Source organism: Apibacter sp. ESL0404, assembly GCF_019469245.1.
GTDB lineage: Bacteria > Bacteroidota > Bacteroidia > Flavobacteriales > Weeksellaceae > Apibacter.
In genome coordinates, this window is the sequence record NZ_CP048267.1 from 1,386,954 (window position 1) to 1,412,934 (window position 25,981).

19 protein-coding genes are annotated in these 25,981 nt (G+C 33.6%); 5 read left to right on the forward strand and 14 right to left on the reverse strand.

Annotated features, from left to right (window positions below; translation table 11 throughout):
* The 11 genes from GYM72_RS05880 to GYM72_RS05930 form a co-directional block, all read right to left on the reverse strand.
* Positions 1–1,155 (reverse strand): hypothetical protein, encoded by a 1,155-nt coding sequence (locus GYM72_RS05880; RefSeq protein ID WP_220263758.1) that lies wholly within the window; start codon positions 1,153–1,155, stop codon positions 1–3.
* A gap of 125 nt (positions 1,156–1,280) precedes the next feature.
* Positions 1,281–2,543 (reverse strand): hypothetical protein, encoded by a 1,263-nt coding sequence (locus GYM72_RS05885; RefSeq protein WP_220263759.1) that lies wholly within the window; start codon positions 2,541–2,543, stop codon positions 1,281–1,283.
* A 7-nt stretch (positions 2,544–2,550) separates the two neighbouring features.
* Positions 2,551–3,789: a hypothetical protein gene (locus GYM72_RS05890; RefSeq protein ID WP_220263760.1), complete on the reverse strand. Its 1,239-nt coding sequence runs from the start codon at positions 3,787–3,789 to the stop codon at positions 2,551–2,553.
* A 66-nt stretch (positions 3,790–3,855) separates the two neighbouring features.
* A complete protein-coding gene (locus GYM72_RS05895) occupies positions 3,856–5,121 on the reverse strand; it encodes a hypothetical protein (RefSeq protein WP_220263761.1) in 1,266 nt (421 codons plus the stop codon).
* A 17-nt stretch (positions 5,122–5,138) separates the two neighbouring features.
* The gene (locus tag GYM72_RS05900) at positions 5,139–6,197 is read right to left on the reverse strand and encodes a peptidoglycan amidohydrolase family protein (RefSeq protein WP_220263762.1); all 1,059 of its coding nucleotides are present in this window, start codon (positions 6,195–6,197) and stop codon (positions 5,139–5,141) included.
* 343 nt (positions 6,198–6,540) lie between these two features.
* Positions 6,541–7,803, reverse strand: a complete 1,263-nt coding sequence (locus tag GYM72_RS05905) for a hypothetical protein (protein WP_220263763.1) — start codon at positions 7,801–7,803, stop codon at positions 6,541–6,543.
* A 15-nt stretch (positions 7,804–7,818) separates the two neighbouring features.
* The gene (locus tag GYM72_RS05910; protein WP_220263764.1) at positions 7,819–8,973 is read right to left on the reverse strand and encodes a hypothetical protein; all 1,155 of its coding nucleotides are present in this window, start codon (positions 8,971–8,973) and stop codon (positions 7,819–7,821) included.
* A 65-nt stretch (positions 8,974–9,038) separates the two neighbouring features.
* On the reverse strand, positions 9,039–10,316 hold the full coding sequence (locus GYM72_RS05915; RefSeq protein ID WP_220263765.1) for a hypothetical protein: 1,278 nt from the start codon (positions 10,314–10,316) through the stop codon (positions 9,039–9,041).
* A gap of 17 nt (positions 10,317–10,333) precedes the next feature.
* Entirely contained in the window at positions 10,334–11,551 is a 1,218-nt protein-coding gene (locus tag GYM72_RS05920) for a peptidoglycan amidohydrolase family protein (protein WP_220263766.1), read from the reverse strand.
* Positions 11,552–11,744: 193 nt separating this feature from the next.
* On the reverse strand, positions 11,745–13,010 hold the full coding sequence (locus tag GYM72_RS05925; protein WP_220263767.1) for a hypothetical protein: 1,266 nt from the start codon (positions 13,008–13,010) through the stop codon (positions 11,745–11,747).
* Between the two features lie 9 nt (positions 13,011–13,019).
* The gene (locus GYM72_RS05930; RefSeq protein ID WP_220263768.1) at positions 13,020–17,267 is read right to left on the reverse strand and encodes a PAAR-like protein; all 4,248 of its coding nucleotides are present in this window, start codon (positions 17,265–17,267) and stop codon (positions 13,020–13,022) included.
* A gap of 607 nt (positions 17,268–17,874) precedes the next feature.
* Between GYM72_RS05930 and thiL the strand changes: the two genes are divergently transcribed.
* The 5 genes from thiL (at position 17,875) to GYM72_RS05955 (ending at position 22,041) form a co-directional block, all read left to right on the forward strand.
* On the forward strand, positions 17,875–18,930 hold the full coding sequence (gene thiL, locus GYM72_RS05935; protein ID WP_160543367.1) for a thiamine-phosphate kinase: 1,056 nt from the start codon (positions 17,875–17,877) through the stop codon (positions 18,928–18,930).
* Positions 18,931–19,036: 106 nt separating this feature from the next.
* On the forward strand, positions 19,037–19,594 hold the full coding sequence (locus GYM72_RS05940) for a 30S ribosomal protein S16 (protein ID WP_105297868.1): 558 nt from the start codon (positions 19,037–19,039) through the stop codon (positions 19,592–19,594).
* 8 nt (positions 19,595–19,602) lie between these two features.
* Positions 19,603–20,121 (forward strand): ribosome maturation factor RimM, encoded by a 519-nt coding sequence (gene rimM, locus GYM72_RS05945; protein WP_160543366.1) that lies wholly within the window; start codon positions 19,603–19,605, stop codon positions 20,119–20,121.
* A 108-nt stretch (positions 20,122–20,229) separates the two neighbouring features.
* On the forward strand, positions 20,230–21,183 hold the full coding sequence (locus tag GYM72_RS05950; RefSeq protein ID WP_160557284.1) for an acetyl-CoA carboxylase carboxyltransferase subunit alpha: 954 nt from the start codon (positions 20,230–20,232) through the stop codon (positions 21,181–21,183).
* Between the two features lie 210 nt (positions 21,184–21,393).
* Positions 21,394–22,041, forward strand: a complete 648-nt coding sequence (locus GYM72_RS05955; RefSeq protein WP_220263769.1) for an HD domain-containing protein — start codon at positions 21,394–21,396, stop codon at positions 22,039–22,041.
* A 162-nt stretch (positions 22,042–22,203) separates the two neighbouring features.
* Here GYM72_RS05955 and purB read toward each other — a convergent pair whose 3' ends face one another.
* The 3 genes from purB to GYM72_RS05970 form a co-directional block, all read right to left on the reverse strand.
* Positions 22,204–23,631, reverse strand: coding sequence for an adenylosuccinate lyase (purB, locus tag GYM72_RS05960; protein ID WP_220263770.1), 1,428 nt, complete (start codon positions 23,629–23,631; stop codon positions 22,204–22,206).
* Positions 23,632–23,896: 265 nt separating this feature from the next.
* Positions 23,897–25,261, reverse strand: a complete 1,365-nt coding sequence (locus GYM72_RS05965; protein ID WP_160563898.1) for a HAMP domain-containing sensor histidine kinase — start codon at positions 25,259–25,261, stop codon at positions 23,897–23,899.
* Positions 25,261–25,950, reverse strand: a complete 690-nt coding sequence (locus GYM72_RS05970; RefSeq protein ID WP_160557280.1) for a response regulator transcription factor — start codon at positions 25,948–25,950, stop codon at positions 25,261–25,263. The genes GYM72_RS05965 and GYM72_RS05970 overlap by 1 nt, the downstream gene beginning before the upstream one ends.
* Between the last annotated feature and the right edge of the window lie 31 nt (positions 25,951–25,981).

Sequence of the window (25,981 nt, forward strand, 5' to 3'; positions counted from 1 at the left end):
TTAATCATCTTTTTCACCAGTTGAAGTTTTAATTAAACCTAATCCGATTTTTTTATTTGCATCATCAACCGTATTATAATTATCTGAATCTGTTAATAGTTCTTCAGACTTAATAACATAATTTTTTGGTTTAAAGAAACCTCTAAATTTTTTATATACATGTTTTTTTCTTTTTACACTATAATGGCTATAAAATACATTACCACTACAATCGTAAATTGATACTTTTATCATATTATTTTGATTTCCTCCTAATACAGCATATATTTTAGAGCCTGGCAATTTTCCATAAACAAAAGTAACATGCCCTGTACTTTCTATATTGCCATTTTTATCACAATCTGAAAAAGTAGCGATTGCACCAAAGAAAGCTTCACATCTTTCTACAGTCTTGTGATTAATAAATGTTGAGGAGGCTGCTGAATGTGGTGTTTGAAATGGTGGTGTGGTGTTTTCTAGACACCAACAGGCAAAAGATGAACACCATGCGTCTTTGACACCATTGTAGTTAGCTCCTTTTCTGTGATATAATGATACTCTTTCTTGAATTAATGATTGTTTCTTTCCTCCATAAACTTTTGCTTCATTAACGACTGTATCCATCCACGGGGCTCTTACTTTTATACTAAATTCTAGTTCTTTATCTCCTTTGCAAAGTTTATCAAACTCAAAAACCTCATTTTTGAGTATTTTAAATGCTTTTTCCCGAATGTTCCATCCTATAGGATTTGTTTCAAGTTTTTGTCCTTTTGGATATCCATTAAGTAACTTAGCTTGAAGCCAATAATATTTTTCATCTTCTTCCACTAAATGAGATACTTCATTTAAAGGTTTACCTAATGCTTTTGAAAAATGCTCTGCACGGAATTTTACATATTCTTTTTGGGACGATGAAGACCAATTAGGTACAGTTTTTCCGCTTTCTTTATTAGTCCAAAACCACCCTGCGCTATCTATAGCATAGTGAATTTGGGTACAAACTATATCCGGTTGTTCTACTATTTTTTTATTTCCTACAAATTCCGCATATTTTTCATAAGGTCCGGGTTCATTATATAATCCGATATCATCTTGTTTTCCTATTAACTGATGGAAACCTCTTTCTTTATACTTAGATTTACTGGAATTATAAATGCACGATATATAAACTTTCACCTTCTAAGGCTCCTTTCAAATCTAAGCCTGATTCTTCTCGAGATTGTGCAAAAAAATGTGCTTTTCGAGCACAAGTGTCTAAGTTAAATTTATCTTTATTTTAAATTTTATTTAAAAAGGGATTATTATTTTATTGGTTCTGCTTTAAATTCATAATCTAAAGGTTGTGGTGAATCGGGTATAGTCTGATCATCTAAAAATAAATCTTTTTCTTTTTTTGCTGCTTCATACCATTCTTTAAATTTGGGTAAACCGTAATAATTATTCTTTTTAAATTCCTTATCATATGTGCCATCATCCATATAATGCCAAAAATGCCCCATAAACATTTGATTATAATCATAGTATTTATCGTATTTATATTGCTCTCCCCAATACATCAAATGAGCAGCTATTTTTGCTTTTTGCGCATCACTTAATTCTTTGTTAGCATTTAGGTGTTCTAAATTTGTAAGATATTCAGCTACATACATAATATATAAATTTTCATCCGGTGTAGACATTTCTTTTAGAATATCTAAGGTATTTTGATGAACTCGTATTTCTCCATTACAATCTTTAGTCCATAATAATTTTCCCAACTCCTCCAAATCATCGTCTTTAGCATAAGTATAAAAAAATGGAAGATGGGTATTTTCTAGTGCCCATTGTAATAGTTTTTTATCTTCCGTATAACCAAAGTCTGTTACTAAACTGCGCATAAAAAATTCATCTTGCGTAACCAACCATGGAAACTGGCTTTTATCGTCAGTAAATAAGTATTTGTTTCGGGAGATTAAACGCTGTTTATTGAAATTTCTTTTTTGCAATAAATTATTTACATCTTTCCACATCAATACCTCTATTTCACCATCGGCAGTATCAATCATATATGAATTTTCTTCATATTTTAATACTTCAGGATATATTTTCTGATAATCTAATACTACTGGAAGAGGTTCAAACTGTGTAATAAAATTATATTTTTTTGCTACATATATATAATTAAACCCCATATAGGTTGGATAATATTCTAAATCCTTATTGCATTTATAATATCTGTCTATTTTTAAATATGAATTTTCTGATTGATTGTCGATTATCCTTCCAAAAATCTTTTTTATTTTTTGATTAAAAACATCTATTTCAGGGGTTTTATATCCATTGTTTTTTAAAATAGTGTCTTCAATTTGTACTAAAGCATCTAAATCTTCCTTTCCATATGTTTCCCCCCAATATTCTGGACTAGCACCTTCTTTAATTTGTTTTATCAGTACGTCTTTTATTTTAGATGTTTCCATTTTTTTTTCCTCTATATTTTTGTTTGTCAGACTCACTTCTTTTTTTTCTTGACAATTCATTATTGCAAAAAGGGTGATTGTGTTTATTAACAATAATTTGGTTTTCATATATTTTTTATCTTGAACTTTCTCCTTTACTGGTATCTTGAGTTTTTTGGTTTAATTTTTTATTTGCTTCATTGATAGTGGCATATTCATCATTTTTATTCAATTTATCTTCTTCTTTAATAACGTATCCTTTAGGCTTAAAAAAACCTCTAAGTTTTTTATATATTTTTACTCCTTTTTCGGTATAAGAATAGAATGTGCTACCATCAAATTTATAATTAGGTGAAAGGGTTATCATGTTTCCTTGATTTCCCCCTAAACCAATATAGGTGTTTTTATCTAATAATCTTCCATATACTAAGGTTATATGTCCTGATCCTTTCATTTTTCCATTTGAATAACAATCTGAAAATACGGCTATGGCACCAAAGAACGCCTCACAAGGTTCTAATGTGTTGTGATTGAAAAACATACTCGAACTGGCAGAATGAGGTGATTTAAATTTAGGCGTTGAATTCTCCAAGCACCAGGATACAAATGAGGCACACCAAGGTACTCCACTATCACTACCTGAAGTTCCTCCTGCTTTGTGATATTCTCTTATTCTTTTATCAATTTTTTCCTCATGTTTACCGCCGTAGTTAATTATCTCTTGAATAGCGGTTTCCATCCATGGCGCCCTGCCTTTGGCGCTTATAAATTCCAACTCTTTCTCTCCTTTGCAAACAGCCTTATCGTACTTAAACCATGTTTTTAACTTTCTAAGTCCTTCTTTGCGTTTTTCCCAACCATGCGGATCGGGTTTATCTTTATGACCTGGCGAATAACCGTTAAGTATTTTAGACTGCAACCAAAAATAATTTTCCTCTTCTCCGCTTTCTTCCATAACCAAAGCCAATCGGTTTAAACTTTGATCTAATCCTTTACTAAAACGCTCCCTTTTCCATGCCTTAACTTCTCTTATTTTAGCCGAATCATAGTCTTTATCTTCCCATTTTGAAACCCTTTTAAAAACCTCCCATTCCCAACCGGCAATGTCTATGGCATAATGTAGATCTTTGGATATCAAATCAGGATTGGTGATAAATATTCCTTCCTTTCCTTTTTCCAGATAACCATGGTCTGCTAAATATTTTCCATAATCTTCATAAGGTCCGGGATCATCGTAAGCAGTTCCATCCTTATTTAAATTACCGGTAAGTTGTATCAATCCTCTCCCTTTATAAAAGGAAGTACCGGATTTATATTTACTCTGTTTTTCTTGCGATAATTTAAAAAATCCCGTCTCTGCATTTACTTGAGCCAAAAAAGTAATCTTTTTGAATACCAATATTTATATTATATCTGAACCTTTACGTGTACCTTGCTTAAATTATTCCGGAGTCTCCTTATCAGTAAATTCTTCTGCATATTCTACCATTTCTTCTAAATGGGGTAAATTATAGTAGTTGTTTTCTATAAAGGTGTTTTTTAAATCATACCAAGGTTCCAAATCATCTATTAATGAGGCGTGATATGCACCTAAGATATTTCCGTTTCCCCACCTTACAGTTCTTGATAAATGATATTTCCTAAATAGCGGATCACAGGTATTGGCTAAATACCCTATTTTTTTATAACTATATCCTTTTTGCGCTTTTGTTAAATCACTTTTATCTAATTCTCTTAATAGATATAATGTGCTGTCAATTAATTCTATCGCATAGGTGCCTTCATTCTCATTAGTTATATGTTCTATCGTTTTTAATATTCCTTCTCTGATATATAATTTATCATCCGTTTTAAAATTATCTACAAAAATTAAACTTCTAACCTCTTGCCCAAACTCATAACTTCTTGGATTACATCGATTATACAAACTATCTAAAACACTTTTATTAATTTTATCTTCCTTATCATAATTGAAATTTAATAATAAGTCATGGGCCAATTCTTTTTCCCTTGAAAGTAAATATATCAAACCGGCTTTATCTCCATACATTAAGTATTTATTTAAGGTTATTACTTTCAAGTTTTGTTTAATCGCATACTCTTTTTTATCGATACTATTTATTTTTATTAAATCCTCCAAAAAAACCATGGGGGTTATTATTTTTCTTTCTTTATCAATAAATAAGTTCCATTCATAGTATGCAAACGTGTATTTATACTGATCAAAAGTCATGGTTTTACTGACATTACCTTTTATCTCCTCATCCGTATAAGCTACCCCCCTATGATTGGCAAAACGAAGTGGATATAAGGTAACTATCGTTTCTTTACTTTTATCCAGATCGATTCCAAAAAGATATTTTACACGTTCTTTGAATTCGGCATACTCCGGAAATTTATATCCGCTGTTTAACAGCATTTTTTCAATTAAGGGTTGTTGCAAGTCTAAATCTTCCCGGGTGGCAACATACTCATTATCCGGAATATGATCCATGACAAAAACCCGTTTTTGTAGTTCAATATGCTCGGCTATTTTTTTTAAATCTATTTCATTATTCATAACGGGCTTATTTTCTGTCGGTTTTTCAATAGGTTTTGTTGTTGTTTCTTTATTTTCATTATTAATTTGTATTGCCGTTTTATTTTCTTGGCCTTGACAAGAAAATAAAACCAATACTTGTATACATGAGACCAATATCTTTCTCATAATTCTTTATTTTTTTATTATTTTTTATTTATTTCAAAGGTGTACCCTTGATCTTTCCACCGTATTTTTTTATCTGCCTTACTAAAATGAACTTTAGGAGTATAAAAACGGCAAGGTGAGACCTCATGCCCTTTACCATTTTTTAGAGGATGACCGATTAAATGGTAAGAATTTCTTAACCATTTGAGTTTAATAACCCCTTTCATAAATAATTTCGAACTCATCCCATAAGGAGTTTCAGAAGAACTGATTGCTTCAATGGTGGTGACTATTTCCAGGGTTTCTTCAACTTCTTTTCCTTCTTCATTTTTCTTTTTTATCTTTTTTTCTTCATAATCGATAATTACTCCGGTATGGCCCATTCCTCCGCTTTTATTTTTCCATATAAATATATCTCCTTTTTGAGGTTTGTAATTTATATCATCATGTTTCAGTAAATATTCCGAATAGGTTTCCCCAAAGTCGTGCAGTATCCTTGTATTTCCTGCCATTACCTTTTTACTCCATTCTATTTTTTGTAAATATCGGCACACTAATTCCGAACAATCCATCGTATTTTCTCCCGATTCTTCTACTCGGTTTTGATCGTTGGCATATCTTACTTTATACGATTTTCCTGCGTCTGCTTCTTCCTGGCTTATGGCTTTGGTTAATAACCAGTCTATTCCCTGTTGTATCTTTAAATCGCCATCAATATAGTCTAACGGCTTGTCTACCTTTTCACATTCTGCTACTTTAAATAGGACCTTGGTTGAGTTTTCAACGGCTACGGATAATTTCCCTTCTTTTCCTCCTCTGTACCATACTTTTCTTTTAGGGCGTGAGTTTGTATTATTATTTAATATATTTATTATCATATCCACTACCGCATCATCGGAGGATTGACCGGTCTTATCTGCTTCCAAATACATTTTATCTTTATACCAGTCGGCCATTCCGGTTAGGGCAGCTTGATACGGGGTATAGCCTTTTTCATTAATTGCCGAGGTAAATACATTAAAACCACTTTCGGGCGCTTGTTGATCTATTTGCTCTTGAATTTTACCGTAATTTTCTCTTCCGGTTATCTGAAGCAATCCCCGACCTTTAAATCTCCAACCGTCTTCTCCTCCTTTATTTCCTAATTCCTTACGATTGCCGTAAGCTATTTCTGCTATTTTTCTTTGATTGGCCGGGTGCTGAGCCGTCCTTCCATATTGATAGGCTAATTCATTAGGAGGCCCCTCTAATTTTCCTGTGCTGCTGAAGTTAATGAAATGTTTGGGTAAATCTTGCGCAGCATAATTTAAACTTTCTCCTTCTAGGGCTCCTTTTAAATCTAAGCCCGATTCTTCCCGAGATTGTGCAAAAAAATGTGCTTTTCGAGCACAAGTGTCTTAGTTAAAGTTGTCTTTATTTTAAATTTTATTTAAAAAATAATTATTTTATTGGTCTCGCTTTAAATTCATAATCTAATGGTTGTGGTTCATCATTTAAATAATTTTCATAACCTTCAAATATATTTTCTTCTTTTTTCGCTGCTTCATACCACTCTTTAAATTTGGGTAAACCATAATAATTATTCTTTTTAAATTCCTTATCATAAGTTCCATCATCCATAAAATTCCAAAAATACCCCATAAACATTTGATTATAATCGTAATGTTTATCGTATTTATATTGTTCTCCCCAAGTTAATAGATAGGCTGCTATTTTTGCTATTTGTGCATCATTTAATTCTTTGTTAGCATTTAGGTGTTCTATATTTGTGAGATATTCAGCCACATACATAATATATAAATTTTCATTTGGAGTAGACATTTCTTTTAGAAGATCTAAGGTATTTTGATGAACTCGTATTTCTCCATTACAATCTTTAGTCCATAATAATTTTCCCAATTCTTTCAAATGTTTTGTTTCGGCAAACTTTGAAAATAGTGGTAAATCCGTATTTTCAATCACCCATTTCAATAGTCTTTTATCCTCGGTATAACCAAAGTCTGTTACCAAACTACGCATAAAAGATTTATCATGCGTAACCAACCATGGAAATTGGCTTTTATCGTCAGTAAGGATGTATTTGTTACGAGAAATTAAACGCTGTTTATTAAAATACCTTCGTTGGGATAAATTTTTTATATCTTTCCAATGAGGAATTTCTAATTCCTTGGTCCAATATGAATCTGATTTTATAATTTTTTTATCTTCAATTGATTTTGTTTCAGGATATTCTTTTTGATAATCTATAAGTTCTGGTATTGCATATAGACTAGTAATGAAATAATTATTTTTTACTATAAAAATACCATTGTAAATAGGATTTCTACTATAAACTTCATCTCTATTACATTTATCATATAAATCTACATATAAATATTTTTTATCTGACTTGTTATCTATTATCCTATTTAATATTAATTTAATTTTATGGTTAAATTCAAGTTGTGTTGGAAATGTATAGCCTTGAGATACTAAAATTTTATTTATTATATTAATTGTGGCATCTAAATCTTTTTGAGAATAATTGTGGGATTCATATTCATCACCTAATGGGGTACTATCACCATCCTTTAATTGAGATATTAACGTTTCTTTTACCATATTATCATTTTCTATATTAATATTTGTTTGACTTTGCTTATTTTGTGAACATCCTTGTATGCTTAAAATTAGACTAAACAAATAGTTTGTTATTTTTCTCATAATTTTACTTTTTAATTATCTTGTTGAATTCAATGATTCTTTACCAGCTGTTTTAGTTGCTGGAGTAAATAATGGTTCTCCCAATTCTATTTTTGGAACTTGTTTTGGATGGAAATATTTTACTTTTGGATCTCTTTGTCTTAAAACTACATTCACAGTAGTTCCTTCTTGTTTTCCTGGTTTTGCCTGATTTCCTCCTAATTGTGCGTAAGCATTTTCTACTTTACCTACTACTATAGCAACGTGACCTTGGCTTCCAACTTTATAAAAGGTTCCATTTTTAGCCCAAACCATAAAAGATCCATAAAATGGTATATCTACTTCCTCATAACCAGAATATGAAAAAGAAACAGCATTTAAAGCATCTTTTCTTGGTATTTCTGGATTACCTATTTTCAAGCAATAATTAACAAAAGCTGCACACCAGGCAGTTTTATCTGTATATCCCTTATGTCCTATTTCAGTAAAAAAGTTTGCTATTATTGAATTATTACCTTCTTCTATTCCTATAAAGCTTCCAGCTACTTTTACATAATTAAGCATTGGATTATCTAATATTTTATTATAGTTGATTTCTTTCTCTCCTCTACAAACAGCCTTATCGTATTTAAACCATGTTTTTAACTTTCTAAGTCCTTCTTTACGCTTTTCCCAACCATGCGGATCGGGTTTATCTTTATGTGTAAGCGGATACCCATTTAATATCTTAGATTGAAACCAAAAGTATTTTTCTTCCTCTATAGTTTCTTCATAGGCTAATGCAATATCATTTAATGATTTTCCCACTCCTTTTGGAAATGTATCTCGTTTCCATTTAGCGTACTCATTTTTTTCTTTATCACCATAATCTCTTATATATGAAAGTGCCTTTTTTTCAATACACCATTCCCAACCGGCACTGTCTATGGCATAATGTAGATCTTTGGATATCAAATCAGGATCGCTGATAAATATTCCTTCCTCTTCTTTTTTCAGATAACCATTGTCTGCTAAATATTTTCCATACTTTTCATAAGGTCCGGGAACACTATAAGCGGTTCCATCCTTATTTAAATTACCGGTAAGTTGAATCAATCCTCTCCCTTTATAAAAGGAAGTACCGGATTTATATTTACTCGGTTTTTCTTGCGATAATTTAAAAAATCCTGTCTCTGCATTTACTTGAGCCAAAAAAGTAATCTTTTGTATGCAAGTATTTATATTATATCTGAGCCTTTACGTGTACCTTGCTTGAATTATTCCGGAGTCTCCTTATCAGTAAATTCTTCCGCATAAGCTACCATTTCTTCTAAATGGGGTAAATTATAGTAATTGTTTTCTATAAAGGTGTTTTTTAAATCATACCAAGGCTCCAAATCTTCTCCTAATGAGGCGTGATATGCACCTAAGATATTTCCCCTGCGCCATTTTACTGTTTTTGATAAATGATATTTCCTAAATAGCGGATCACAGGTATTGGCTAAATACCCTATTATTTTATAACTATATCCTTTTTGCGCTTTAGTTAAATCACTTTTATCTAATTCTCTTAATAAATCCAATGTGCTGTCAATTAAACTTATTGCATAAGTGCCTTCATTTTCATTAGTTATATGTTCTATCGTTTTTAATATTCCTTCTCTGATATATAATTTATTATCCGTTTGGTAGTTCGATATTAAAATTAAATCAACTAAATTGTCACCAAATTCATAGGTAGTATTGAATTTTTTATTTTTAGAATACAAGCTATCCATAACACTTTTATTAATTTTATCTTCCTTATCATAATTAAACTTTAATAATAAGTCATGGGCCATTTCTTTTTCCCTTGAAAGTAAATATATCAAACCGGCTTTATCTCCATACATTAAATATTTATTTAAACTTACTATCGATAAATTTTGTTTAACCGAATACTCCTTTTTATCGATACTATTTATTTTTATTAAATCCTCCAAAAAAACCATGGGGGTTATTATTTTTCTTTCCTTGTCTATAAATAAATTCCTGCCAAACCTGGCAAAAGAATATTTATACTTATCAAAGGTTAGATTCGTTGTTTGGGAAAGTATATATTTTATTTCTTTATCTGTAAAATTTTTATCTTTATAATAAAGAGGTTCATCACCATATAAAGTAATTATTGTTTCTGTACTTTTATCCAAGTCTACTCCAAAAAGATATTTTACACGTTCTCTGAATTCGACATACTCCGGAAATTTATATCCGCTGTTAAACAGCGTTTTTTCAATTAAGGGTTGTTGTAAGTCTAAATCTTCCCGGGTGGCAACATACTCATTATCCGGAATATGATCCATGACAAAAACCCGTTTTTGTAGTTCAATATGCTCGGCTATTTTTTTTAAATCTATATCATTATTCATAACGGGCTTATTTTCTGTCGATTTTTCAATAGGTTTTGTTGTTGCTTCTTTATTTTCATTATTAAGTTGTATTGCCGTTTTATTTTCTTGGCCTTGACAAGAAAATAAAACCAATACTTGTATACATGAGATTAATATCTTTCTCATAATTCTTTATTTTTTTATTATTTTTTATTTATTTCAAAGGTGTACCCTTGATCTTTCCACCGTATTTTTTTATCTGCCTTACTAAAATGAACTTTAGGAGTATAAAAACGGCAAGGTGAGACCTCATGCCCTTTACCATTTTTTAGAGGATGACCGATTAAATGGTAAGAATTTCTTAACCATTTGAGTTTAATAACTCCCTTCATATCTAAAGTTTTATCCATCCCATAGGGTGTTTTAGAAGAACTGATCGCCTCAATGGTGGTAACTATTTCCAGGGTTTCTTCAACATCTTTTCCTTCTTCATTTTTCTTTTTTATCTTTTTTTCTTCGTAATCGATAATTACTCCGGTATGACCCATTCCTCCGCTTTTATTTTTCCATATAAATATATCTCCCTTTTGAGGTTTGTAATTTATATCATCATGTTTCAGTAAATATTCCGAATAGGTTTCCCCAAAGTCGTGCAGTATCCTTGTATTTCCTGCCATTACCTTTTTACTCCATTCTATTTTTTGTAAATATCGGCACACTAATTCCGAACAATCCATCGTATTTTCTCCCGATTCTTCTACTCGGTTTTGATCGTTGGCATATCTTACTTTATACGGTTTTCCTGCTTTTGCTTCTTCCTGGCTTATGGCTTTGGTTAATAACCAGTCTATTCCCTGTTGTATCTTTAAATCGCCATCAATATAGTCTAACGGCTTGTCTACCCTTTCACATTCTGCTACCTTAAATAGGACTTTAGTTGAGTTTTCAACGGCTACGGATAATTTCCCTTCTTTTCCTCCTCTGTACCATACTTTTCTTTTAGGACGTGAGTCTGTATTATTATTTAATATATTTATTATCAGATCCACTACCTTATCATCGGAAAGATTCCCAGTTTCATCTGCCTGCAAATACATTTTATCTTTATACCAGTCGGCCATTCCCGTTAGGGCTGCCTGATACGGGGTATAGCCTTTTTCATTAATTGCGGAGGTAAATACATTAAAACCACTATCGGGCGCTTGTTGATCTATTTGCTTTTGAATTTTACCGTAATTTTCTCTTCCGGTTATCTGAAGCAATCCCCGACCTTTAAATCTCCAGCCGTCTTCTCCTCCTTTATTTCCTAATTCCTTACGATTGCCGTAAGCTATTTCTGCTATTTTTCTTTGATTGGCCGGGTGCTGAGCCGTCCTTCCATATTGATAGGCTAATTCATTAGGAGGGCTTTTTTCATTCAAGGCCGGATTGGCCCGAAAAGCTTTAAAATGTTTGGGTAAATCTTGCGCAGCATAATTTAAACTTTCACCTTCTAAGGCTCCTTTTAAATCTAAGCCTGATTCTTCCCGAGATTGTGCAAAAAAATGTGCTTTTCGAGCACAAGTGTCTTAGTTAAAGTTGTCTTTATTTTAAAGTTTATTTAAAAAGGGATTATTATTTTATTGGTCTCGCTTTAAATTCATAATCTAATGGTTGTGGGGAATCGGGTATAGACTCATCATCTAAAAATAGATTTTCTTCTTTTTTTGCTGCTTCATACCACTCTTTAAATTTGGATAAACCGTAATAATTGTTCTTTTTAAATTCCTTTTCATAAGTTCCATCATCCTTATAATGCCAAAAATGCCCCATAAACATTTGATTATAATCATAGTGTTTATCGTATTTATATTGTTCTCCCCAATACATCAAATGAGCTGCTATTTTGGCTTTTTGTGCATCACTTAATTCTTTGTTAGCATTTAGGTGTTCTAAATTTGTAAGATATTCAGCTACATACATAATATATAAATTTTCATCCGGTGTTGACATTTCTTTTAGAAGATCTAAGGTATTTTGATGAACTCGTATTTCTCCATTACAATCTTTAGTCCATAATAATTTCCCCAATTCCTCCAAATCATTGTCTTTAGCATAGGTATAAAAGAGTGGAAGATGGGTATTTTCTAGTGCCCACTTCAATAGTTTTTTATCTTCCGTATATCCAAAGTCTGTTACCAAACTACGCATAAAGAACTCATCTTGCGTAACCAGCCATGGAAACTGGCTTTTATCGTCAGTAAATAAGTATTTGTTTCGGGAGATTAATTCTTGTGGTAATTTTATTTTATACGAATTATCGGGATTAATTTGGATTAAATCTTTTAGATACGGTATAATTGTCACAAAATGATAATCTTTGCTAAAAAAATAGTTTCCTATTTCTATAAAAGATCCAAATTTAAGTCGTTCAGCTGTTAGTATTTCATTATCCAATTTATATGATAATCCATATAATATATAATTATAATTATTATCATTTAAATAATACCAATTATAAGCACATTTATCACTATATTTCCTTTCATAATTAAATATTTTTTGCATCTTTAATTTGAAATCATTATCTGTTATATCTTTAAAACCATTGTTCAGTAATCCTATATGTATAACTTTTAAGGCTAATTCTAAGTCTTTTTCGGTATATTCATAAGGGTCATCAAACTCTAACTCAGCTGTTTCTAATCTTTTTTGTAATTCTATATGCTTTTTAATTTCTTCTATATTCAACATAGTATCCGATTTTTTTAAAGTAAGGGTATCAATAGATTGAATTTCTTTTTTGTTTTTTTGTACGGTTTCGTTTTTCGGGGTTTCCTGACAAGAAATAGTTAAAATATTTCCCAGTAGAAATAGTATATTTATTATCTGTTTTTTCATAAGTTATAATTAATTTGTTTTTCCTGTTGATGGTTCTGCTATAATTCCAAATTTTATATTTAATGCGTCTGCACTTTCATATATATCGTTATCCGTTAATTTATCTTGATCTTTTATCTCATAGTCTTTAGGAACATAAAATCCATATAATTTTTTTATTTTACTTTTGCTTGTATATTCTCCATAAGCATCAAAACGTATTGTATCATCTTGATTTCCACCTAATAAAATATATCTTCCATCTTTCGTTTTGCCCATTAAAAATCCCGTATGCCCATTAGAGCCATTGGAATGTTTGTATACAACCAAACAACCATAAATAGGTTCAGATATTTGCTTATAATTATTTTTTGTTGCATCTTTTGTAGGAGCTAAAGAGGCTGCTGATTTTGCATGGTTATATGGCATATTTGTCTTAGGATTTATAGTCTGTCCTATTACCCAATTCATAAAGGCGGCACACCAAGGACCCTTTTCCCCATCTGTGGGTTTAGTCTTAAGTCCACAATATTGTAAATACTTTTTAGCATTTGAGTACATGGGCTCTTTACCTTCTTTACAACCTTTCATTTCTTTAGCTATATTTTCTGCAAGTTCCATCCACGGCGCTCTCCCTTTAGTGTTTATAAACTCCAACTCTTTCTCTCCTCTACAAACAGCCTTATCGTATTTAAACCACGTTTTTAACTTTCTAAGCCCTTCTTTGCGTTTTTCCCAACCATGCGGATCAGGTTTATCTTTATGACCGGGCGAATATCCGTTAAGTATTTTAGACTGCAGCCAAAAATAATTTTCCTCTTCTCCGCTTTCTTCCATAACCAAAGCCAATCGGTTTAAACTTTGATCTAATCCTTTACTAAAACGCTCCCTTTTCCATGCTTTAACTTCTTTTATTTGATTAGAATCTCTTGAATCATATTTCCATGTTGAAACCCTTTTAAAAACCTCCCATTCCCAACCGGCACTGTCTATGGCATAATGTAGATCTTTGGATATCAAATCAGGATCGTTGATAAATATTCCTTCCTCTTCTTTTTTCAGATACCCATTGTCTGCTAAATATTTTCCATATTTTTTATAAGGTCCGGGATCATCGTAAGCAGTTTTATCCTTATTTAAATTACCGGTAAGTTGAATCAATCCTCTCCCTTTATAAAAGGAAGTACTGGATTTATATTTACTCGGTTTTTCTTGCGATAATTTAAAAAATCCCGTCTCTGCATTTACTTGAGCCAAAAAAGTAATTTTTTGTATGCAAGTATTAATACCATATCTGCGAAACATTTGGTTTAATTCCCTAGTTAAACTTTTTACGCTGTTGTCATTAATCAATCCGTCGGTCCACAGTTTCGTATTCCCGTTCATATGGATCAGCAATTGTTCCATTTCTTCTTCGGTAAAATCTCGATGACAATAACAATTACGTTTTTTCATCAAATTCTTCCCCCTGGCCACAGTAACCAAAGAAACAGAAGATAAATCTTCAAGATTTCCCAGATCAGAAACATAGAGCGGATTAAAAAAATGGAAAAAACCAGATTCCACCTTTTTTAATTGTTCCGCGGTAGGAGTTTGCCCTTCCTCCAAAGTGGGCATGGCAATGCCCACCTGCGAATACTCCTCATTAAAAACCTTTTCATACGAATCCCTGTTTACCGTCTTCAGCTGAGATTCCAATTCCACCCAAACCGTTGCATCGTTTGCATCCTTTTCCTCCTTAAAAACGGCGATATAGAACACCTGAGGGCTCGGAACGTTCGAGTCCCTCTCCGGGGTAAAATCCAGCGACAGTAAGCCGTCGGTCCCCACCACTTCTGCCTCATATCTCTTTGCCTGTGTTGCCACCATAAAGGACTTTTGCTTTTCGTTATAAGAATCCGCCCAATCATCCGCCCCCAATTTTTTATACACAATCACCGTCAGTTTTTCCTTAGCCATACCCACGGTATGTACCCAAACCGTATGCTTTATGCCGTACTCAGTAGTCTTTATCTGAACATCATCCGCTGCCTCATTAGAAAAACACAAAGAAGTAATGCGCGCAGGAGCAGGGACTTTCAAATATTCTCTGCGATCCAATACCAAATATAACGTTTTCCCGTCTATATGCACCGTTTCCACCTCTTGACCGTCTGCCGTATGAATCAAGGATATGCGAGAAAGATCCAACGGTTCTTTTGAGGTAAATTCCACCGTAAAAAAAAGTTGGGTCTGTACTTTAGGGTCGGGATTGATGGTTTGTATCTTTTCTTTACTTTCCCGGTCCACAATAAAGGAAAGTTGACAACTTCCTTTTTCATCCAAGGCGGCATCCAGTTCTTTTATCAAACATTCTTGTCGGCGGAAGGTTTCCAACGGTTCAAAGTTGGGATGTTCTGCCCAAATCGTTACTTTGATTCCAACGCTGTCCAATCCTTTTAAACTAAGGTAGAAATAATTTTCTTCCTCCCAGCCCGTCTCGGTCCTTCTGGTTCCGTTTTTGTAACACCACAAGGCTCTTTCCAGAAAAACCTCTTCCGCTTGTACGGTTTTTTCTGCCGAACGGCGACTTACTTCCTCTCCCTGCAGTTGGGCCGAAAAAGTAACTTTTTCTTTCCTGTCCATTCGTAAAACCGCTTGTTGACGGTCGGAGGACAGACTCCATTTCAACTCGACAGAATGCGGAAGGGTCCATTGCGGCGTTTCTCCCGCTTGCAGAGGCATCAAGGGTTGGATCTTATAGACAGCTTCTGCTCCCACGGGTATTTTTTCAGGACCGCTGATGCTTTCCAAACGGTTCTTGCCCACTTCAATCCATGCCGTATCCGGACCTTTTCCCAAAACAGCTGCCGAGTCTTTATCTTCCCCGAAGGCTCGAAATTTATAAATCCCGTAAAGGTCGGTTACAGGCTGCCCTTGTTTTTTGAATTCTTCGATAAGCGCTGCAACACTGATCTTTAACTCTTCTTTAAGTCCTAACCGTATGACTTTCCCCCCGTCTTTTTGAACAATCCAAAAAACCCGATTCCCTAATCCGATCATTCCTTCGTAATTATACTTGATTTTCGAGACTTTCAGATGAAAAATGCCGTCTTTTCGTATCTTGTCGCTTCCCAGGTTTACTATATTTTCTGCCGATCGGTTTTTTATTTTTACGGTCAACATGCGCCGATTAGGCAACATTCCCATCGGAACATAATTATGGTCTTCCAACTCTATAACATAAGAGCCGCTGTTGCGAAAAGAAGCCATCAGGCTTCCCGAGAGAATTTGCGCTCCCAAAGGGCTGTTTTTATGATCGGCAGAAAATCCCGGAGCATTCGTATATAAGATCGTCCCGTTCAAATCTTTGATGCGCCATCGCATGCCTTGCAATATAAAGAACTTGGTTTTTAGCGAATCGGGAAAGGTATAGCGAGGGGTAAAATAGGCGGGGGTATTTTTGGGAAGTTCCACGATTTTCTCTTTGGAAACCTGCTTTGCGTTGACAACAATTTCCTCGAGTTTGTTTGCTTTGCGATGGATGATTATTTTGGTAGAATCTCCTATGGGAACCTTTCCGTATCCGAAGATGGTGGTCTTGCCTTCAGGTAACTCTTCCAGGTTTACTTGGTGTGTGCTTCCGTATTCCAGATAAGTTTTTATTCGGTCTTTTTGAGTATCTTCTTTGTAGTAGGCCCAATTGACCAGACTGGCATCGTCTTTTTCCCTTACCGTAGCCTGAAGGGTGATTGTTTTAACCGCTCCGCCTATTTCAAAGCACACTTCTCGGTGGGAGGGGATTGTTTGCTTGGGAACGCTAGAAGAAACCAAATCTATTTTGCTTACCGAGGGAATGGTATTTCCTAATGAAGCCGCAACCTTCGGACTTATCATAAAAATATCATACGATTCCCTGAGGTGTTTTTTAAAAATTTTAGCCGATAGCTTGACCTTTTGGCCGTGGTTTTTAATGGTGATTTTCCCCTTATACTTACACTCCCCGTAGGAAGCTTCCGTCAGTGGTTTTTGTTTGCCGAATTCGGCGTTTTGATAATAATCTTTCCATGAAATTTGAGGGGTGCAGGCCGGCTGGGGACTGCTTCGGTTACACAATCCAAAATTCATATGGTCTTGGTCATCTTCCAGCCAGGTGGCTATTTTCTTTTGGTTGGCCAGGTACTTGTCATCGTCCTTATGCTTTACTTTTAAAATACATTCGGGAAGGCTTCCTCGGTTGCAGCTTACGCAAGCTCCTTCTACTACTAAGGCTAAATGATCGGGTTTTTTATCGGGCATGGAGTTAGTTTTTTTTAAGGTTGAGTTAGTGGGAGTAAAGGAATTAAAAAAAATTCTCTTTACTTTTTTATTTTTACGGGTTTACAAGCGGAAAAATTCCATAAGAATTAGATTCCTATTTACACTAAATAAACTATACACGAAACAACGAGACGTTATATTCATAAGTTAGGCTTTGTGAAAATTATTCGGCTAAGATAAAGATTTTTTTATCAGAATTTATAACTTTTACGGTTATTTTTACTTTAACTTGTTGATCATCACAAAGATGCTGTTGGGTTGTCTGAACAAAGTTATGGGTTGGTTTCAGGGTTTCTTTGAAAATATGTATGGGCTATCTGTTTGTAGTTTATGCAATTACAGTGTTGGAGTGTTGTTTTTGTTATGGGTAAAAGCCTTAAAAATTACTCTTTGAATCTGTATGGATTTTTTTTTCTAAAAAAAAACTTTATATTATTCAATCCTTGTAAAATATTTTAATTACACTCCTACTATTTAGCAAAAAATCGAAAAAATTACGGATCGCAATACAAATAATAAGGCATATACCCGAAAAAGCCGTAAATTCGAAAATCGAATTCAAAATAAATTAATAGATATCCGCAGTATGCTTGATAATAAGAACCCATATAAAACTTCAATTTCAGAATATGGTGAATTTGGACTGATCGAACATCTTACTCAAAATTTCAAACCTAAACATCCCTCTACTCTACAAGGAGTTGGAGACGATGCCGCCGTGTTGGATCCAAAAGATAAAAAGGTGTTAGTTTCTACCGATATGCTATTGGAAAATATTCATTTCAATTTGGCTTATACCCCTTTAAAACATCTAGGTTATAAGTCAGTAGTTATCGGACTCAGCGATTTGGTTGCCATGAACGCCGTTCCGGAACAAATACTGATTTCCATAGCCGTTTCTAATCGTTTTCCGGTAGAAGCATTGGAAGAAATATATACCGGAATTCACCTGGCGTGTAAACACTATTCTATAGATTTAGTCGGAGGAGATACCACTTCATCCAACCTGGGATTGGTAATAAATATTTCTACCGTGGGATATGCTCATAAAGACGAGATTGTCTACCGAAAAGGAGCAAAACCCAATGACCTTTTGGTTGTCAGCGGTGATTTAGGCGGTGCTTACTTCGGATTACAAGTATTGGAACGTGAAAATTCTGTTTTTAAAGTTAACCCAAACCTTCAACCGGATTTATCGGGGTATACTTATATTTTGGAAAGGCAATTAAAACCTGAAGCACGTACGGAAATTAAAGCCTTACTTAAAGAAATGGACGTACATCCTACTTCTATGATTGATATTTCCGACGGGTTGGCCTCTGAAATCATTCATCTTTCTCAACAAAGTAACGTTGGCTTCTCCATTTATGAAGAAAAAATCCCGATGGACAGCCAGGTAATTACTACGGCAGAAGAATTCGGTATCAATCCCGTAACAGGGGTACTAAACGGGGGAGAAGATTATGAAATTTTATTTACCATCCCTATTGAAGATCATGATAAGATCAAACATAATCCTAACTTCACCATTATCGGTCATGCTACCGAAACGGTTGAAAATGTTTTGATAACTAAAGGAAATACACAGCGCATTCCGTTGAATGCTCAAGGCTGGGATGCTCATTTTTCCAAGAAAAACTAAGAGTATAAAACGATAATTTGTACGCAAAAATTTGCAGCAATAGTAAAACAAGTAGTATATTTGCAAACTTAACTAATAACGGGACGGGATCCCAAAATAAAAAATTATGGCAGTAAAAATTAGATTACAAAGACACGGTAAAAAAGGAAAACCGGTTTTTCACATTGTTGTAGCAGATTCTAGAGCTAAAAGAGATGGTAAAAACATCGAAAAATTAGGAATTTACGTTCCTACCACCAACCCTGCAACCATTGAATTAAATGTTGACAGAGCAGTGAGCTGGTTAGAAAAAGGAGCTCAACCATCAGATACAGCAAAATCTATCCTTTCTTACAAAGGTGCTTTATTAAAAAAGCATTTGAACGGAGGGGTTAAAAAAGGAGCTTTTTCGGCTGAAGAAGCAGAGAAAAAATTCCAAGCTTGGTTGGAAGACAAAGAAAAAGCTATTCAAGCGAAAAAAGACAAATTGGCTTCTTCTAAGCAACAAGCGAAAAAAGAAAAGCTTGAAGCTGAAAGAAAAGTAAATGAAAGCCGTATCGCTGCTCAACAAAAAGCAGAAGAAGCAGAAGCTAATGATGCAGAAGAAGTAGTAGAAGCAATCATCGCAGAAGATGAAGCAGCTACTGATGCTCAGGCTGAAACTAATGAAGAACCTAAAGCCTAATTAGATTCATGCAATTGGAAGATTGTTACTACCTAGGCACAATCACTAAAACTCATGGTCTGAAAGGTCATCTGATTGTTAAGCTAGACACAGATGAACCGGAGGCTTACAATAATTTGGAATCGGTATTTATTAATATCAATGAAATGCCGGTTCCTTTTTTTCTAAATGAATGTCAACTCTATAATAAAGATTCATTACGTGTAAAATTTGAAGATACTTCTATCAATTCACAAGACTTAATAGGAACGCAGCTGTACCTTCCTTTAAATACATTACCTAAATTAAAAGGAAAACAATTTTATTATCATGAAGTTATACACTTTTCTTTAGTGGACGAAAACCTACAAAAGATTGGAGAAATTACTGAAATAAACGATAACAGCGCACAAGCTCTTTTTATTATAAAACTATCGAAAAATGATAAATTTATTTACATTCCTATTATTAATGATTGGATTATTGAAGTAAACAGAAATGATCATTACATTTCAATGACTTTACCTGAAGGAATTTTGGATTTATAATTCATTGGAAATTTATTTTTGAAAATACCATTTCTAAGTAGTTTCAAAAATGAGAATTTAATTTGATTTATTTAAAAGTTAGTATATTTAGTCACTAATACTCATAAAATGGAATATTTAGATTTTGAATTGCCTATAAAAGAATTAGAAGACCAGCTTAAAAAATGGATCGAGCTTGGTAATGAAAGTGGAGTAGATATCAATTCTACTTGCAAAGAAATCGAAAAGAAAATCGAACAAACCAAACATCAAATATACGATAACCTTACCCCTTGGCAAACCGTACAATTATCCAGACATCCCTCTCGTCCTTATTCGTTAGACTATTGCAGTGCCATCACTGATAATACATTTATTGAATTACACGGAGACCGCAACTATGGCGATGACAAAGCCATGATTGGAGGATTGGGAAGAATTGACGGTAAAACTTTTATGATTATCGGTCAACAAAAAGGTAAAAATACCAAAGAAAGACAATACCGTCGTTTTGGTATGCCCAATCCTGACGGCTACCGAAAAGCGTTACGTTTGATGAGGGTTGCTGAAAAATTTAACATTCCTATTCTAACCTTAATAGACACTCCGGGAGCCTATCCTGGACTTGATGCCGAAGAAAGAGGACAAGGAGAAGCCATCGCGTATAATATCGCTCAGATGTGCCAAATTAAAGTTCCGATTATTTGCGTAGTTATTGGTGAAGGTGCCAGTGGCGGTGCGTTGGGAATCGGTGTAGGAAATAAGGTTTACATGATGGAAAATACTTGGTATTCCGTAATTTCTCCGGAAAGTTGTTCCTCAATCTTATTCAGAAGCTGGGAATACAAAGAAGTTGCTGCCGAAAATCTTCGTTTAACTCCTAAAAATTCTTTGGAATTAGGCATTATTGACGGAATAATTAAGGAGCCGCTTGGCGGCGCTCATTACAACCCGGAAGGAGCCTTTATGTCTTTAAAAAATCAAGTTTTAGAGGCCTATAATGAGCTTTCTAAAATGTCTCCTGATGAGTTGGTGGAACACAGACAAAATAAATTTATAAATATGGGTGTATATAGCGAATAGTTATCTACTTACATTTACCATATTAAATATAATATAAGCCCCTGTTTTTTATAAAGGGGCTTTTTCTTTTTTATTTTTCATTTCAATACTTTCAATTGAAGTTGAAAAGTCCTATTCAATATCTTTATACCCCTTTAATATAATAAAAGGGTTTTTAAATTATTGAACTTATATTTACCTATAATTCTTATTAAAATTCTATATTTAAGCATGGAATTAGACCAAGCAATATCAATCATTCGGGATTATATAAAAAATAAACATTCTTCGGATAAAAGTGGACATGATTATTGGCATATTGAGCGAGTAGTAACCAACGCCCAAAATATTCTCCTTCACGAAAAGGCTGATCATTCTAAAGTTTTATTGGCAGCCTGGCTTCACGATGTCGGAGATTATAAACTCCATAATGGAACGGATCGTACTGAAGAACTCGTATTTCCATTACTGTCTTCTTTATCATATCCGAAAAGTTTCATTGAAGATATCATTAAGATTATTAACGAAGTTTCGTATAAGGGCGGACATAATCCCCCTCCTACTTCACTTGAAGCAAAAATTGTTCAGGATGCCGATCGATTGGATGCGATAGGTGCTGTAGGAATAGCTCGAGCATTTGCTTATGGAGGCACCAAAGGTCGAGAATTGTTTGATCCGAGCGAAAAACCGACCGAATATACGGAAAGTGCTTGCTATCAAAAAAGCACTTCGTGTACGATCAATCATTTTTATGAAAAGCTATTGAAGCTGAAAGATTTGATGAATACCAATATTGCTAAAGAAATGGCTGAAGAAAGGCATTTATTTATGCTGAAATTTTTGGAAGAATTTTATAAAGAAATCGGATACCCTAGATAAAAAAACCGAATTAAAAATAAACTCTATACTGAAAACCACCGGGCACGAAGATCGTTACTTTGCCATATAATCGGCAAATCGAATAAATATTTAGTTTATGTTTAGTTTAAATTAGTTTAAACAATCAGAACTGCCACAGTGGTTATTTCAGTATATATATTTTTAGACTCTAAGATCGGAATTTATTCCCATTAGATGTTCATATTTTAGTAAAATAGGATTTACTTCCTGATCTAAAAACTCTTCTGTTTGTTCCGGAGCAAATCCGATGAAATTGGATGGATTAATCAATTTCATCAATTTTTCTTTGTCTATATTTATTTTTTCATCTTTGATAATTCGTTCGATTAAATCATTAGGCTTTCCTTCCATTTTTACTTTTTTGGCTGCTTCCATAGAATGTTGACGAATGATTTCATGAAGTTCCTGTCGGTCTCCTCCGTTTTTAACTCCTTCCATAATGATGTATTCGGTTGCCATAAAGGGCAGTTCTTCATTAATATGCTTTTCAATCATTTTAGGATATACGACCAATCCGTCCAAAATATTATTCCAGATTAATAAGATAGCATCTATGGCTAAAAATGCCTGAGGTATGCTCAATCTTTTATTTGCGGAATCGTCTAATGTTCTTTCAAACCATTGAGTGGACGCAACCATTGCAGGAGAAGTTGCTAAAGAGATTACGAATTTAGCTAATGAGGCAATTCTTTCAGATCGCATCGGATTACGCTTATAAGCCATGGCGCTGGAACCTATCTGATTCTTTTCAAACGGTTCTTCTATTTCTTTTAAGCTTTGCAACAAGCGCAAATCATTCGTAAACTTGTGTGCAGATTGTGCAATATTGGAAAGTACTTCTAGTGCCTGAGCATCTATCTTTCGGTCATAAGTTTGTCCACTTACTTTAAAAACTTTTTTAAAGCCGAAACGTTCTGATAATTTCCGGTCCAATTCCTTGACTTTTGAAAAGTCCCCGTCAAACAATTCTTTAAAACTGGCAGCCGTTCCGGTAGTACCTTTAACTCCTCTGAAGCGCAACGTTTCCAAACGATATTCTAAATCTTCCAAATCTAATAAAACCGATTGCAGCCAAAGAGTAGCTCGTTTACCAATCGTTGTTAATTGTGCCGGTTGAAAATGAGTAAACCCTAAGGTAGGATGGTCTTTATACTTGAGTGCAAACGAATTCAATCCTTTAATAACATTAATCAATTTTTTCTTCACCAGTTCGAAACCGTCACGTATTTGGATAAGATCCGTATTATCCCCTACAAAGGCAGAAGTTGCCCCTAAATGAATAATGGGACGTGCTGCCGGTGCTGCATCTCCATATGCATGTACATGGGCCATAACATCATGACGAAATTTTTTTTCGTATTCGTCTGCTTTCTTAAAATCTATTTTCGATACTTGCTCTCTAAGCTCTTTTATTTGCTCATCCGAAATATCTAAACCAAGCTCTTTTTGTATTTCTGCCAGGGCTAACCATAATTTTCTCCAAGTAGTAAATTTTTTTTCAGGAGAAAAATTGTACAACATTTCATCACTGCAATAGCGGCTTTCCAACGGATTTTGATACGTATTCATTTTATCTTCTTGGTTATATGGATTAAATCAGCTCAAAAATAAGGATTTAATTAAGATGCTCCTTTAAAAATTTTAAATTATAAAAGTTTACTAACTCACATTGTTTTTTGTAATTATTAAAAATATCTTTTTTGGAAAGATTCTATTGTTAAAAAATGAAAAGGTGAATTACTTAAAATTCACCTTTTCCAGCTAAGTGAATTAGTATTTAATTGATACTAATTTTACTTAACAATAAACAGCTAAAACAAATATGAGTGTAAATTTACTCCTGATTCATGCCGAAAAAAGTTAAGGTAATTTTAGTTCCTTTATTTTCTTCGGATTCTATGGTATATTCTATATGGTTTTTTTCTAAAATACGAAGGGCAATGGAAAGCCCTATCCCCGATCCAGATACTTTTTCAGCATTTGGGGCTCGATAAAACGGACGACTTATTTGGCTTAATTGCATTTTGGGAATTCCAATCCCATGATCTTGTATCAAAAGATGTAATTTTCCTTCACGTTCATACAGTTGAATGCGTACTAATTTTCTTTGTGAGAATTTAACGGCATTTTCAATTAAATTGAATAAGGCTATAAATAATTGCGTTTTATCTATATTAATGTAAAGCAACTCTATATTTTCCGAAGTAACATCTAAAGTATAATCTATGATCTCACTGCAGTCGGAATATTTATCTGAAACCCGTTTAATAATTTCAAATATGAGTTCGTCAATACGTATTTGTTCTGATATGTCTGTATTTTTTCGCAAATCGGAAACAATGAGCAAAATATCTAATATTTCTTGAAGCCGTTCTATTTCCTCCATCAATGTTTGGGATAAGGCTTGATATTCTTCGTGTGAACGGTTTTTCATGGAAAATACCTCCAAATTTCCTTGAATTGCCGCCAAAGGTGTTTTGAATTCGTGAGAAACATAGCTCACAAAATTTTGTTGTATTTTAATTGAATCGGAAATTTTTTTTAGCAATTCATTAAAGGTTTCAGTAAGATCGTACAATTCGTCTTTAACTGTATTTCGGCTCGTCTTCAATTCCATGGAATCGCCCGGAGTCATTTGTTTTACTTGGTTAATGGCTTCTCTTATGGGACGATAGGCTATATGGGCTATCCAACGGTTTAGCAATATGGTAGCCAATAACCCGAAAATAAAGGCGGATACTAATATTCCTATAAGGGGATTGATGTATTGATACACATCCTGTTTATTTTCCTTAGCAATGATTACGAAATTACCTTCGTTGTCATTATAATACATTCCATAACATAAAAAGTTATCGGTGGTAAAGGACAATTTCTTTTGATAGCGTATTTCATTAATTACCGATTCGGGAACATCTTGTATATTTCCATATTTTAATTGATTCAGATCGTCGTAAATTTCAAAGTAGGGATTGTTTATTTTTTCGTATTGCTTTTTTATTTTTTGAAATTCTTTTGCGCTTATTTCATCTTCTTCAAAAAAGTAATAGCCGATAATTTGAGCGGTCTTTTGTAAATTCCTGTAAACGGAGTTTTCAATGCTCCTTTTGTAGAAGCTGAATATCAGAAGCGCTACGGCAATAAAGACAATTCCCCAAAAACCGGAGCTTAGTAAACTTAATCTTGTCTGTATTTTCATTATTCAGCTAATAAAGATTTAATACGATATCCCCTTCCTTTTATGGTTTCTATGATTTTTGTTTCAAACTCGCCATCAATTTTATTTCGTAAATAAGAAATATATACTTCTACTATATTGGTGTTTATATCATGGTTAATTCCCCAAACACTGGTTAGAATTTGGGTTCTTGAAACAACTTTATTTTTATTTTCCATTAAGAATTTTAATAATTTAAATTCAAGATGGGTTAGAACTATTTCTGTATCTCCTCTTAGAATTTTATGCTCATCCAAATACATTTTTAAATCTCCGCATACCAATACATTGGAAGAAGAATCATAATTCATTTTCCTTCTTCTGTCCAATGCATGAATTCGTGCTACCAATTCTTTAAAATGAAAAGGCTTGGTCAGATAATCATCTGCACCGTAACTAAGGGCTTTTACTTTATCATCGGGATCTCCTAAAGCACTGATTACTAAAACAGGAGTGGTTATTTTTTTATAGCGGATATACTGCAACAACTCCATTCCGTCAATATCAGGAAGCATAATATCCAATAAGATCATATTCCAATTGGTATCATTTAAACGACTTCTCGCATCCACACCGTTCTCAACCAAAGTGACTGAAAAACCGCTTTCTTCTAATCCTTTGATCATGAACTCACTGATTTTTTTATTATCTTCAACCAATAACAACTCCATATTTTACTTTTTGCTTTATAAAGTTACTATT